Genomic DNA, 13,908 nt, shown 5'->3' with positions numbered 1-13,908 from the left:
CTCTTGCGAAACAATTGGAAGGCAAAGCCGCTGAGGGACCAGACCCATTTGCGCGGCATCGCAGCACACTGTTGTCAAAGCATCTTCAAGATTTCAAAGAGTACATGCAAGTTCAATCGCTCGACAGCGATTACATATCGACCACCGTTTCGTCAATCGAGCGCATGATTGAGGGCTGCGAAATTCAGCTATTTGGGGACATTGACGCAACCAAGGTGGAAAAGTGGCTGGAGGAGCGACGTGGTCCACGTTTCGGGCTACGTTCCTTTAATTCCTACGTCAAAGCGTTCAAGTGTTTCCTGAATTGGTTGATTGAGAAACGCGGCGCACCATCGAACCCGATGAAGAGTGTCAAAGAGCGCAACCAGCAAGAGGATATTCGCCGCGACCGCCGCGCACTTTCGCAGGATGAATTCAACTTGCTTATCGAGTCCACCCGCAAGCAGAAGCCATTTCGCGGAACGTCAGGCCCAGACCGCGCCATGCTCTACATCGTGGCTGCCGGTACAGGCTTCCGCAAAGAAGAAATGGCCAGTCTGACCGACGCCAATTTCAGGTTGGATGGCCAGAAGCCGACCGTCACGGTTAAAGGCGCTTACACGAAGAACGGCAAGCCGGCCACCCTCCCACTTCAACGGTCGTTGGCAACCGCTTTGAAAGAGTGGATGCCAAAGGGCAAGTTATGGCCGGGAACGTGGTGCGAACGCGCCGCCAAAATGTTGCACAAAGATTTGGATGCAGCCCGGACGGCTTGGATTGAGGGAGCGATTGACCCGCAGGAACGTGAAGCACGTGAAAAAAGCGATTCGTTGGCCCAAAAAGACAAGCAAGGCATGGTGTTCGATTTTCATGCGCTGCGCGGCCAATACATCACAAATTTGGTGCTGGCCGGGGTCCATCCGAAGATCGTTCAAAAACTAGCGCGTCACTCGACAATCACGCTAACAATGGACCGCTACGCCAAGCTCAGAATGGATGATATGGAAGGCGGCGTTGAAGCGCTACCGGACATGCCAAATATGGACCCAAAAAATTGGACCAAAAGTTGGACCATCGACGATGGCATTTCGGGTCAATCGACGCCATTGGCTGCCATAACGACAACGGCCCTCGATGATGCTGCGAACGAATCTAACTCCAAGAATGACAACGATTTTGTCACCGTCCGCGATCCACTGTCACTCCCTGTCAAAAGTGCCCCCTGTCAGAATCGAACTGACAACCTATTGATTAAGAGTCAATTGCTCTGCCAATTGAGCTAAGGGGGCGAAACTGCTTACAGTAAAAAAAGTTGCGCCAGTCCGCAAGTGTCTCTTCACAAGGGACGCGAGGCAATTTGAATTTTCTTTGACAGAATCACTCGACTGACACCGTCGAGCCATTTGCAAATTGCCGCATTTTCACAAGGCCGTCGCCCCTTGGGCTAATTAACCATCTAGCTCGCTGATCCAAATTGCATCGTCGACCAGCAACACGGGAATGCCATCGACGATGGGGTAAATCAGCCGTCCATCGGCGCGAATTAGGGCGTCATCCAGTGGTTTCTCAACTTTCTGCCCACTGCGCGTTTTCAGCCGGCCCGCCGCAACGGCATCGTTCAAACGTGCGACCAGCGGGCGATCGGCGGCCGATAGTTTACTGTGATCTTCAGGACAACGCAGAAGTGCTAGCAGTTCGGTGCTGAGCATAAATTACGCTCTTTCCGAAAGAATAAATTTCATTCATCTGAGTATAGGCCAGACAGCAACGCGTAAAAAGCCACGTCCTGGCAAGGAGTTGCTGAGAAATCTTACTCTCACAGCAAATTTTCCGCCCCGGGCAACAGTCTAAAGTGCCTGCATTGCCAGTGCCGATCCAAGTATGATGTTAGGGGCGTTAGGGTCTGCAACTGAAAGTGCTTCGAATACGCCGGCAGGGAAACGAATTCCGCGATAGGCCAGCGTTCGAACAGCAGGTAGGCCCGTTAACCGGAGGACCGAAGGAATGATCCACCGGAACATTCTCGGTGTATTGTTTGCCTCGTTGGCACTCGCCCAGGTTGCCTGGGCGCAGCAAATCGAAACCGATCCGCAAACTGGCGTGCAATATCAAGTCACGCGCCAGGTGTACAAGCGGCCCGTCTCGGAAACCCACATCGAGCAGCGGCCGTATGTTGCGTACAGCGAACAGCAATCCATAGAGTACCAGCCTTCGTATCACACGGTTTATACGCCGGTGACCGAATACTCTTGGGAGCCATATATGGCTAACCGCTGGAATCCGTTTTCTTCGCCTACGGTGGGCTATCACTACGTGGCGCACACTCGCTGGGATACGCGCACCGAAGTGACGCAAGTTCCGCTCACTCGGCACGACTTCGTTCCTGAGCAGCACATGGCCCAGGTTCCTGTGACCACTCAGCGCCTGGTCGACGAGGAGCACATTACGCGTGTGGCACTGTCGGGAGGCAGTGGCACGGATCCGTTCACAAATCGAACGGTTGCCAACGGCAGCTCGCAAATTGGCGGCGTGGCATTGCAGCAAGATCCGCCCAAGGCGCCTGCCAACGTCGGCATTCGATAAAGATCGAAGCCACGGCACATTCCACTGCAGAAGCAACTGCAATTCCCGCCGCGGCGGGAATTGCGGGAATTATTGCACGGAATATGTTAGCATTCGTCCGCGTTCGCGCGGCGGCGGCGGCGGCCCGTTTTGACAGCGCTCCACTCTTTGGTGAGCGTTTCAAACACCTCGGGCGATTCATAACGAATGATGTTCTTGCCCTCGGGCATGGGACCAATCAGGCCCCGGAACACGGGCAGCCCGCGTAAATCGAGATCGGTGCTGCAATCGTCGACGCCAATTTGAGTATGCACGCGCAACAGCGAATCGGGGGCGTCGTAATCACGCATGCGAATTTTACCGTCCGGACCACGAGTCACCACGCGGAACGTGTCTTTGGCCATCGTCGGGAACCTGCTTAGTGGTTGTCTGGGATGATGCGACGGATCCGCGGCCTTCGACCTTGGCCGGCGACGTCGGTGGCTGTCTACGACAGGCCATCCTTGACCCCAAAAGCAAAATCACGACGACTGCTCGCCGTGGCATGCGAATCTATCGGATGCTAGCACGCCGCAAGGCAAGCATTTCCCAGCGACCGCTACACGGCATTTGCGCGACACAAGCGGAATGTCATATCCCCGATGGTCGCGCTGGCCGAATTATCCGCTCTCCGCTACAGCCGGCAAATTCGTTCCTTGGAGAACATTCGCGGCCACGGGAGTGTGATGTGGCACTGCTTGGGATGCGCGCTAACCCAGGGTCACGCTTTCTCCGGCCTGATTGCGGAGAAATGCCAGCGCTTCTTCAAAATTCGCCTGCAGCCGCATGAAGCGCTTGCGATCGCCCCCCCGGTCCGGATGCAATTGCTTCACCTGCTGACGATAGGTGCGCATCAGCTGTTCTTCGTCGCAGGGAAGCCTCAAGCCTAGCGCCGTCAAGCAGCGCGGAGTTTGCATCCGCGCCCAATGCGGAATCGTGGGCAAATGATTGGTCACGACAATCAGCGCCCGGCGGAACGTACGCAGCCACACGCGCACATCGAGGACCAGGAGCACATGTCCGGACAACGTCAGCGCCAGCAGCCCGCCCAACAGCAGGCAAGTGGCTGCCAAATCGAGTGCGTCGGGCCAGTGATGGTGCGTGGCGAAGGACATGCGGCACTGGAATTAGGCAGGGCGCTGGAGCATTAGGTTCTCCATGATCTTACACGCGGCGGCAGGCTTCCGCCAGCACGTGCATTCAAGCCACGGCGCCCAGCGTCGGACCCTCGCCAAAATAATATTTTTTGGCGTCCGGGTGATTGAGCACTTCCTCGGCAGTGCCATGGCACAGAACTTTTCCGCTGCGAATGACGTAGCTGCGGTCGGTAATGGCCAAGGTTTCGCGCTCGCGGTGGTCGGTAATCAAAATGGCGATGCCCTCGTCACGCAGCCGCCGAATGATTTTTTGAATGCTGTTAATGGTCACCGGATCAATCCCGGTGAACGGCTCGTCCAGGAGAATGATTTTCGGCTCCGAAATCAAGCAGCGAGCGATTTCCAATCGCCGCTTTTCGCCTCCGGAAATTAACATCGCTTTCGATTTGCGAATGTGCTTGATGTCGAATTGCTCCAGCAAGCTTTCGCAAAGCTTTTTGCGCGTCGGCCGATTCATCCCGAGCATTTCCATCACGGCCAATAAATTGCTTTCGACCGATAACTTCCGAAACACGCTTTGCTCTTGGGCCAAATAGCCCATGCCGCCATCGCGCGCCCGCAGGAACATGGGCCAGTTGGTGACATCGCGGCCGCCGAGCATGACTTTCCCAGCATCGGGCTCGATAATCCCGCAGGCCATGCGAAAGCTGGTGGTTTTTCCCGCTCCGTTGGGACCCAATAGCCCGACGATTTCGCCCGCATCAACCTCGAAATCCACGCCGTCCACCACTCGGCGCGATCCGTAGATTTTCACCAGGCCAGCAACTTCCAAAAGCGGCATCAAAACAATCCTTTTCAGAGCGGGCAGCAGATGGCCGACAGCAGGCAGGGCTGCCTGCTGCCAGCCGCCTGCGATGTTTAGTGCACAAATCTCATGCGGCTAAAATTCGGCCAGAATGGGAACGGTATTTTGTGATCCGCAATGCCCACATAGTTGAACGAATGCGGCCAGTAAATAAGCAATGCCTTGCCAATCAGCAGGCGACGGTCAACATAGTTTTGCGATGGCCAGAATCGACCATCGCTGCTCTTGGGGCTGTTATCGCCCAGCATAAAGAACTGATCGGCTTGCAAATCGATGGAAGAACGAATTGGACCGCCGCGGTAGGCGTTATCGTCCCGCGACAAATAATACACGTCGCGGCGAATCTTTAAATGGCTAATTTCGACCGCCGTGTCCCCTTCGGCCGCAATGCCTACGGGAGATAAATCCGTGGGTTCTTCGGAACCTGGCACGGGACGCGATTGGACCGCTTCATAATTATTCAGCGACGGATAGGTTGTCGGCGCGTTGAATTCGACCAGCGTATCGTTCACCCACAGCAGTAATTGCTCGTCAACATTTGAGAAGCGCAGCGTATAGGTTCCCGGACCGCGAACCGCAGTGCTTGCTGTTGGGGTGAAATCGGCCTTGCCGGAAATCGAAAGCTTGGCCTCGCCGGTGGCCAAATCGATATGGCATTGAAACTGCCGGCCGCCTTTTACCAACTCCAAAGTCAGGTCGCCGGCCGCATTTTTCGCCGTCAAAGTGCATTCCACGGCAATATCGCCCACCCAAACAGGCTCGGGGCCGCGCGAATCGCAACGATCTGGAAAATCGCCATCGTTGTAGGCGTAAAAATCTCTGATCAAGCCCGGCGCTGGCACCCGGAACGGCTTGCCAGCAATGACATCGTCCCAAATCGTATCGCTCGGCAAAATGTGCTCATAGCGCAGCCAGGCGCGTCCCGGCGTCGAGCCGTCGGTTTGGAACGACTTGAAATCTTCGCTCGTCTTCCATGGGCTGCTGGTGGTTGGCGCTGCCCACGGTTGCCAACGCGGCGGCATGCCGGCTTGAATGAGACGCGGCAGCACATAATCGTTGTCGTAGACTGGCTGCATGATCGACCGCAGTTTTTCCGACGACTTACGGGCAATTTGAAAATCTTTGCTGTCCAACGGGGCAGTGTATACATCGCCGTGCTCGAGCTGAATGCGTTCGTTGGGTAGCCCGATCAGCCGCTTGATGTAGTTTTCTTTTGCGTTTTCCGGATACTTGAACACCACCACGTCCCAACGCTGCGGCTCGAAAATGTCGTACGCGAATTTATTGACGATAATTCGGTCGCCATTGTACGACGGAAATTCGTCCCGATCTTTCGGATCGTCAACATCCACCGTGTAGCGGCACATCGGGCAAGTGGCCGACTTCATGCGGCAGTTTGTTTTGGGAGCGCTGCTGTCTCGATCAACCTCTTCGCTGGCCCCCGTGCGATACTCGTAGCCGCATTGTGGGCAGACAATATCTTTATGCCGGCCTTGCAGCGTGGGGGCCATGGAGCCGGTGGGAATGACAAACGCCTCCGCCTCAAACGTGCGAAACATGAACGCCAGAATGAAGGCAATCGCCACCGATTCTACAGTCTCCCTCAGCGTGCGAGCCCAGTTGGCGTCGGCGGAGCTCGATTGGGCATTCGATTTCTTGCTGACCGTTGGGGATTGGCTCATAAAAATGCAGATTCAAATGGGGAGGCAACGGCGGTAGGAATAGCGGCGATACTAGGTATTCGCCTGCCAAACCGAAATATAGCGAAACCACCCGCCGACAGGAACTTGAAACTAGGTGATAGCATAGGGGCAAACACTAGTGCGAATTCGATCTTTTCGAGCAAAATGCCGTAGTTTTCGCTCACGCGGAGCGAAAACCCGCCAGCGCATGCTGCAGCCTTAACCATTCATCGCGCGCAGCACAATTTTTGTCAATTCCGGGCGGCAGTTAATGCGCAAGGGCAATTCGGAAGAAATGCCGCGGCTGACGTGCATCAACGTGGAAGCTGCGTAAAACGTGCCGCTGGCATATTTCACGCCGTGCCAACTGGGCGCTAGAACTGGGCCCACTAGCGGAAAGCGAACTTGGCCGCCGTGCACGTGGCCGGCGAGCATTAAATCGAACTCGTACCGGCGAGCCCAGCCAAGCTGATCGGGCGTGTGCGCCAGGAGCAAACGCAGTTGCGGATGTTCGGAAGTTCGCGACGGGCATTGCCGCAAATCGGGCGCGGGCCGAAACCAAGGCACTTCGTTGCCGGCCAGAATAATTTCTACCCCGGCCGCTTCCAAGTGGCGCCACTGATTGCCCACATCCACTAAGCCGGCCGCGACCAGAGCCTGCCGCACTTTAGGAGCGTCGCGAGTGAATTCGTCGTGATTGCCGAGTACGAAATAAGTTCCCAGCGGCGCGGCCAAGTCGGAAAGAATTTTCGGAATCCAATCCACTAAGCGGATGTCGTCCAGAATATCGCCGGTAATGGCAATCAAGTCCGATCGCAAAGCATTGGCTTGCGCGATCACTTCCTGAAAAAACTCCCTGCCCACGTGGCCGGTAAAATGCAAATCGGAAAGATGCGTAATCGACAGGCCATCTAGCGCCGCCGGAAGCCGCTCCAGCACAAACTCCCGCTGCTCCACCGCCAATTGCAACAGCTGGTTGCCCGGCACGAATGAAAGCAGCCGGGGCCGCCACCCGTGCAATGGCTTGTGCCCCAGTTTTGCAGCCACATCGACCACGGTGACTTGCCAGCTGCGAACCGCCGGTAATTTTGCCGTTAGCCAGTAGCGGCGAATCCATAACCCAATGATGATCAAAGCCACAGCCCAGCACAGCAGCAGGTAAATTGCCAATCCTGGCTCACCCTTCACCCACGACGGCAACTGCTCCCACGCTTCGCCAGATTTGGCCCATGCCCAACATGCCGCCACAGGGGGTAACACCAGCAGCGCATATCCGATGGCGGAAAACAATTTGGTCACGCCGCGCGAAAAACCCACTGCATGGGCGCGGTTGACAAAGCCGATCCACAGCGCGGCATGGCCTAACAGTGCAAGCAGAACCAGCGCGAAAGTGACAACAAGCATGGGACGCGGCGACGTTAATTAGTCGAGGCGTCCGCAACTGGACGCAATGAATGCCACAGCCCGGTTGGCGCTTGCTGCGCGAGGCCGCCGGAGCTTACACCAATTCCTTTTTCGAAACCGCTTTTTCGAGCGTAGTCAGCAATTGATCCAATAAAAACGGCTTGTATAACACCAGCTCCACCCCGGCCTGCCGGGCTTTCACGATGGTGTGGTTCCGATCGTACCCGTACTCTGCCATCAAGACCAACGGCACGGGATCGATCACTTTTTGCAGCTCCAGCAATAACCCATAGCCGGTCATGTCGGGCAAGTCGCGATCGGCAATGATGACATCGTACGCGTCTTCGCGCAGCATATTGCGAACCATGCACACGGCCTCCGCGCCATCGTGGGCGGTTTCCACGATGCAGCCATACCGCTCCAGCAGGTTGTGGGCGGCGCTGCGTACTTTTTCGTCCGCATCGACCACTAAAATGCGGCGGTTTTTCAGCGCCGGGCGCTGGGTCGTGTCTTGATCGGGCGCCAGCGCCTTGACCGGCGCCATCGATTGCCCGATTTTTTGGATGACTTGCTTGATGTCGCGGGCGTGGCGAAGAATGCGCTGCAAGCGCTCCACCACGGCGGCATCGTGGCCAATGTAGCGCTGCATGACGTTGACCGCATCGTTCAGGATTTCATCCACCGGCAAGGCCACGGCGCCGTGAATGGCCTCCACGCTTTCCTGCGCGGCATTTACTTTTTGCACCGCCAGCAGCTCCAGCGTATTCAAAGCGGCGGCCACGTCACGGCTGAAGATTTCCAAAAACTGCAAGTCGCTTTCGCTGAACGCGTGGGGCTCGGGGCTTTCCACGTTGAAGGTGCCGATGACCTGGTCGTGCAAGACCAACGGCACCGTCAACGAGCTGCGCCCCCCTTTACACCCTTGCAAATACAGGGGGTCTTCGGTCGTGTCATCGCACAAATAACTTTTTCCGTTCGCGGCCACATAACCGGTCACGCCGTTATTTTGCGGCAAGGCGCACAACACGCGTTGGGCTGCTTCCGGCTCCATGCCTAGGGCCAACAACGGCTCCAGGCGATTGGTTTTTTGATCCAGCAGGCGAATTTCCACGACGTCGAAGTGCAGCAAATCTTTGGTGTAATGCAAAATATTCGATTTTAACAGCTTGATGCGCTCGTCGATCGACATGTGCGACAGCTCTTCGGCCGTCAAGTCGGAAAGCTCCTGCCCCGCCTGATGAATCGCCGCGAGCTTTTGCTGCTGCAAGACTTCCTTCGTCACGTCGTGCACGGTGACAATTAAATGCTCGGGCGATTTGCTTCCCTCGCTGATCGGCGCGGCATGCACGTGATAATATTGATTCTCGCCGGAACGCAGCACGCTGCTGCTGGCTTTGCCGGTTGTCAGCGCCGTGTGGAAGGGGCAAAAATCGGGCCCCAAAATTTCCGGGCTATTCAGCACCGAGTAAAAATTCTGCCCGCTGACAACTTCTTTGCCGGTCCATTCGCCCAGCCGGCCATTGCCCCAAATGATCGTGTTGTCGGTCCCCAATAAGACAATGCCGTCGGGCATGCCCTCCAAAATCCGCTCGTTCTGTAAGAGCTTCCCCATCCGGATGGCTTCGCCAATATGTCCGGCCGAAACAAAAATGCCGGCATACTGCTCATGCACCATGCGTGCCAAGGCCCGCAGCGGACTGCGAACCTGCTCCACCTCGTACCCCTCAGCCTGGAAGGGGAGCGGAGCGTCTTTTTCCGCCGAATCGCGGACAACCAGAATTTTCGGTTTAGCCGTCAAGCTTGCCTGCTCCCAGGGGGGACCGCTAATTCACCACGTTATTATAGGAGTGGTTTTGGGGCCGAACAACCGCACGCCGCCGGTTGTGCCGCCTCATAGTTGCATCGGACAGGGACATTTCGTTCATTGACCGCATGGTACGGTTTACCTAACTTTCACTGGCTTCCGCCATAAAAATAATCTTAAAGCCAGCATTGCCGGATTGCTCGTCATATTCGTCGCCTGAGTTCGTGCGGCAATCGATTGCGCCGAATCGAGAAAAAATAATCGTCGTTGGTTCCCCCGAGACGACGCGCGGCGTGTTTTTCCGATTAGTCGCTACCGCCGTTATTTCTGATACGGAGTGCAGCGCTACTTGGATCTGTCGGGCCGAAGGCGTGCTTAGCCGGTGGATTTTTTTACTGCAGGTGTCGAAACAAGGTTGAATTTGGGCATCGAGAGAGCGGATTCGTGGCTCGAAACCGCAAATGCGTGGTGGGGAAACTAGCAGTCGCTGCTTGGAATCGAAGGAATGCTGTGCTTTAAGGTAATGTGTTCGTCCGATTGGTTTCAAGGTCAGCGGGAAATTTTTTGCTGTATCCAGCATTTCAAGGCCAGCCATAAATATGGCGGAACACCTGATCGACCGTGTTCGTAATATCACACCGGCTGACCGGCTTGGGCAGAATCGAGAACACGTCGGCCTGCCGGGCCTGTTGAACGATCGTTTCATCCAGCGCCGCCGACAGCAACACGCATGGCAATTGCCAACGAATTTGGCGGATGCGCTGCACCGTTTCCAACCCGGTGAGCCGCGGCATGTGCATGTCCAGCAGCAGCAAATGAATTGGCTCGCGGCTGACTATTTTCAGCGCTTCCTCTCCGTCGCCCGCGGTGAGCATGCGGAAGCCGCGCGGCTCAAGCATTTCGCGCACCGTTTCCCGAAACGCGGAATCGTCGTCGGTAACCAGAATGGATGGGGTTTCAATCAACATAACGGAAAAACTTGACGCAACTTCAATGCCAAGGATTTAACCGCCAGCTAACCTGACGTAAGCGTTGTCGACACAACTAAATATGCGGTGCCAACTTGTAGCATAATCACTGACCCTGGCGGAGGCCAAATCGGGACTTTCCGGTGTCGTCGAAATGACATTTAGAGGCAAAAATTGCTGCCAATCGGGCAGCGAATTCTTAATTTGATATTGTTGAGACTGCCGCTCCTCTCTGGCAACCGCAGCACCTCCCCGTCGCAAGCCTGTCGCAGTCAGCGGGCCACCCAACTTTTGGCGCGTGCCACACGCGCCGTTTTGAACCATGAATTCACCTGCGTGCAGCGATCGCGCCACTCGCACGGCTCGCCTTGTATCCGGGGCGTCGATTTCTATACTACATCAGGCTCGCAGGTTGTTTTGCTCCAGCAACTTAAGCCCGAAAATCAGGTTTTGAGCCGTTGATTCACTTGGGGCATCGCCCGCTTTTGGGGAGTTTCGCGTGGAGGCCGTCAAACCATCCGCGGTGGCAGAAACGTCCGGGCCCGGATTCCTGGCGCGGCATCAATTTTTGATTTATCGCCTGTTTTCGCTGGCCGGATTGCTGCCCATTGGTGCGTATGTGGTGATGCACCTGGCCGTGAATGCCTCGGTGTTGGCCGGCCCGGCGATGTATCAGAAACAGGTCGACCAAATTCACGCCCTGGGCGACACCATGGTCGGCATTTTGGAATGGGGCTTTATTTTTATTCCGATTGGCTTTCATGCCCTGGTCGGGTTTTGGATTATCAGCGGCGGCCTGCCGAATGTGGGCTCTTATCCTTATGGAAGCAACGTGCGCTACACGTTGCAGCGCGCCACCGGAATGTTGGTGGCGGCGTTCATTGTGTTTCACCTGTGGCAAATGCATCACTTGGGAAAGCACCTGGGGGGCGGAAACTTTGATGCAGAGCATGCGGCTTCGTCGGCGGCCATTGTGTTAAGTCCCGTGTTGATGACGATCATTTACACCGTGGGCACGCTGTGCGCTGTGTATCACCTAGCCAATGGCATTTGGACGTTCGGAATTACCTGGGGCATTTGGACCAGCGAAGCCGCTCAGCGCCGGGCAGGTTACGTTTGCGCCGCCGTCGGAATTGTGGTGGCGACCCTGGGGATGGGTTCACTATACGGGATGTCGCGGGTGAATGTTCCACAGGCCAGGGCGATTGAAGATCGCATCCAACATGCCCAAGAAATGCTCGATGGGCAAATGGCGGCGGGCACGGAGGCAAATCGCGATGCACTTGTCGGCGTAACCATGGATCGCACCGACCCCCAACCACCGAAGAACAACTGAGGGAGTATCCAGGCATGGCAAAGCAGCGCGTGTTGGTGGTTGGCGGCGGTTTGGCCGGCTTGGCAGCAACCATGAAGCTGGCCGAGTTGGGCATCGATGTCGACCTGATGAGCCTGGTTCCGGTCAAACGCTCTCACAGCGTGTGCGCGCAGGGAGGCATTAACAGCGTGAACGATCTCACTCGGCAACAGGGGGATAACGAGTGGAAGCACTTTGACGACACGGTATACGGCGGCGATTTCTTGCAGCATCAGCCGCCCGTGAAGGAAATGTGCGATTGGGGGCCTCGCATTATCGACCTCATGGATCGGTTGGGCGTTCCCTTCAACCGCACGCCGGAAGGTTTCCGCGATCAGCGCCGTTTCGGCGGCACGCTATATAAACGCACGGCATTCGCAGGCGCCACCACCGGACAGCAGTTGCTGTATGCCTTGGATGAACAAGTGCGCCGCTGGGAAGTGGCCGGCAAAGTAACGAAGTACGAGTTCTGGGATTTTCTCTCCCCGATTTTAGATTCCCACGGTCATTGCCGCGGAGCCGTGGCGCAAGATTTAGTTACGATGGAAATTCGCGCGTTCCCGGCTGATGCGGTCATTGTGGGCTCCGGCGGTTGTGGGCTAATTTACGGCCGCTCCACGATGTCGATGGTCTGCACCGGCAGCGCGGCCAGCCGTTGCTTTCAGGCCGGCGCGATTTACGCCAACGGCGAGTTTATTCAGGTGCATCCCACCGCCGTGCCGGGAGCCGATAAATTGCGGCTCATGAGCGAAAGCGCCCGCGGCGAAGGGGGCCGCGTATGGGTCCCGCGCAAACCACAGGATACCCGCGATCCGCGCAGCATTCCAGAAGCCGAGCGGTATTACTTCCTCGAGGAGCGCTATCCGAAGTACGGCAACCTGGTGCCGCGCGACATTGCCACCCGCGAAATTTTCAACGTTTGCACGAACGAGGGCTTGAGCGTCGAGCAAGATCGCCTGGCGGTGTATTTGGATCTGACGCACATTCCGCGCGAAGTACTCGATAAAAAGCTCGGCGGCATTCTCAGCATTTACGAGAAGTTTCAAGGCGTTGATCCCCGCGAAGTGCCGATGAAAATTTTCCCCGCCGTTCACTATTCCATGGGCGGCTTGTGGGTCGATTACGAACGGACGGCCGCCGGCGGATTGAAAATGGGTTCGCCGCGCAATCAACAAACCAACATCCCCGGCCTGTATGCCATTGGCGAGTGCGACTATCAATATCACGGCGCCAACCGGCTGGGCGCCAATTCGCTGTTGAGTTGCATTTTCAGCGGTTTAATGGTCGCCCCAGCGGTGGAAACGGTGCTCGGTTCGCTCCAGGGGGGCACGGCGAAAGAGCAGCATTCGTCGCTGTGCGACATGGCCCGCAAGCGCGAGCAGGAAATTCATGACAAGCTTTTGCATCGCCCGGTCAGCAGTTCCGCCAGCGGGGAAAATCCGTATCTCATCCATGACGAACTGGGCCGCGTGATGACTAAGGCCGCCACGGTGGTCCGGTACAACAATCAGTTGGCCGAAGCATACGACAAGGTGTGCGAGCTGGAAGCGCGGGCAAAGCGAGCCTCGCTTTCCGATACCGGCCAGTGGACGAATCAGAACGTGGTGTTCACCAAAGCCTTGCGCGACATGTTCCCGGTGGCCAAAACCATTTTGCGCGGCGCGCTTTTGCGGGACGAATGCCGTGGGGCGCACTTCAAGCCCGATTTCTGCATGCCGGGCTTAAGCGCGACCGACCCGGCTGGGCACCGCCGAGAAGCAGAGCAGTGGTGCGACCGATTTGAGGAAAACACTCGCCGCTGGCTAAAAACCACCATCGCCAAGTTATCGCCCGAAGGCGAGCCGCAGTTGAGTTACGAAGAAGTCGATACTTCGCTCATTCCGCCGCGGCCCCGGTTGTACGGATTGGTGGGCGCCGAGATCATCGAACAAGTTTGGAAAGAACGCCAGGCGAAGAAAGCTCCCGCCCCTGGCGGGTCCAACGGCGGTGGGTCAAACGGCAATGGCCAACCCGACATGAACCGCAGAGGCGCGGAGACGCAGAGCAGCAAGTAGTGCCAAGGAATGCTCGGCATGGAACTCATTGTTGAAATCCTGGCTTTAATCGGCGAATGGATAGCCCTCCGATGCCTATTCGACCGGGAACATAAACGAA

At 56.5% G+C, this 13,908-nt stretch carries 11 protein-coding genes and 1 tRNA gene; 3 read left to right on the top strand and 9 right to left on the bottom strand.

What is annotated here, in order from left to right; genetic code table 11:
• Window positions 1-1,195: 1,195 nt before the first annotated feature.
• Window positions 1,196-1,268 (bottom strand) — tRNA-Lys (locus tag VFE46_05515).
• 159 nt (window positions 1,269-1,427) lie between these two features.
• Entirely contained in the window at window positions 1,428-1,688 is a 261-nt protein-coding gene (locus tag VFE46_05510; GenBank protein HZZ27447.1) for a hypothetical protein, read from the bottom strand.
• 295 nt (window positions 1,689-1,983) lie between these two features.
• Here VFE46_05510 and VFE46_05505 point away from each other — a divergent pair, with 295 nt between their 5' ends.
• The gene (locus VFE46_05505) at window positions 1,984-2,562 is read left to right on the top strand and encodes a hypothetical protein (protein ID HZZ27446.1); all 579 of its coding nucleotides are present in this window, start codon (window positions 1,984-1,986) and stop codon (window positions 2,560-2,562) included.
• Window positions 2,563-2,648: 86 nt separating this feature from the next.
• On the opposite strand, the gene VFE46_05500 is transcribed toward VFE46_05505, so the two are convergent.
• The 7 genes from VFE46_05500 to VFE46_05470 form a co-directional block, all read right to left on the bottom strand.
• A complete protein-coding gene (locus tag VFE46_05500; GenBank protein ID HZZ27445.1) occupies window positions 2,649-2,945 on the bottom strand; it encodes a hypothetical protein in 297 nt (98 codons plus the stop codon).
• A 345-nt stretch (window positions 2,946-3,290) separates the two neighbouring features.
• Entirely contained in the window at window positions 3,291-3,695 is a 405-nt protein-coding gene (locus tag VFE46_05495) for a J domain-containing protein (GenBank protein ID HZZ27444.1), read from the bottom strand.
• 85 nt (window positions 3,696-3,780) lie between these two features.
• The gene (gene lptB / locus VFE46_05490) at window positions 3,781-4,518 is read right to left on the bottom strand and encodes an LPS export ABC transporter ATP-binding protein (protein ID HZZ27443.1); all 738 of its coding nucleotides are present in this window, start codon (window positions 4,516-4,518) and stop codon (window positions 3,781-3,783) included.
• A gap of 77 nt (window positions 4,519-4,595) precedes the next feature.
• A complete protein-coding gene (gene lepB, locus VFE46_05485; protein ID HZZ27442.1) occupies window positions 4,596-6,224 on the bottom strand; it encodes a signal peptidase I in 1,629 nt (542 codons plus the stop codon).
• A 219-nt stretch (window positions 6,225-6,443) separates the two neighbouring features.
• Window positions 6,444-7,628 carry a metallophosphoesterase gene (locus VFE46_05480; GenBank protein ID HZZ27441.1) on the bottom strand — a complete coding sequence of 395 codons (1,185 nt, stop codon included), beginning with the start codon at window positions 7,626-7,628 and terminating at the stop codon, window positions 6,444-6,446.
• A 94-nt stretch (window positions 7,629-7,722) separates the two neighbouring features.
• A complete protein-coding gene (locus VFE46_05475; GenBank protein ID HZZ27440.1) occupies window positions 7,723-9,426 on the bottom strand; it encodes a response regulator in 1,704 nt (567 codons plus the stop codon).
• Window positions 9,427-10,013: 587 nt separating this feature from the next.
• Window positions 10,014-10,400, bottom strand: a complete 387-nt coding sequence (locus VFE46_05470) for a response regulator (GenBank protein ID HZZ27439.1) — start codon at window positions 10,398-10,400, stop codon at window positions 10,014-10,016.
• Between the two features lie 499 nt (window positions 10,401-10,899).
• On the opposite strand from VFE46_05470, the gene VFE46_05465 reads away from it, so the two are divergent.
• Together VFE46_05465 and sdhA are read left to right on the top strand one after the other, a co-directional pair.
• The gene (locus VFE46_05465; GenBank protein HZZ27438.1) at window positions 10,900-11,736 is read left to right on the top strand and encodes a succinate dehydrogenase; all 837 of its coding nucleotides are present in this window, start codon (window positions 10,900-10,902) and stop codon (window positions 11,734-11,736) included.
• Between the two features lie 14 nt (window positions 11,737-11,750).
• A complete protein-coding gene (gene sdhA / locus VFE46_05460; GenBank protein ID HZZ27437.1) occupies window positions 11,751-13,808 on the top strand; it encodes a succinate dehydrogenase flavoprotein subunit in 2,058 nt (685 codons plus the stop codon).
• Window positions 13,809-13,908 lie beyond the last annotated feature (100 nt).

The sequence above is a fragment of the Pirellulales bacterium genome (assembly GCA_035656635.1).
Classification (GTDB): domain Bacteria; phylum Planctomycetota; class Planctomycetia; order Pirellulales; family JADZDJ01; genus DATJYL01.
Note: the sequence above shows the minus strand (reverse complement) of the source record. Positions and strands in the feature narration are given on the sequence as shown.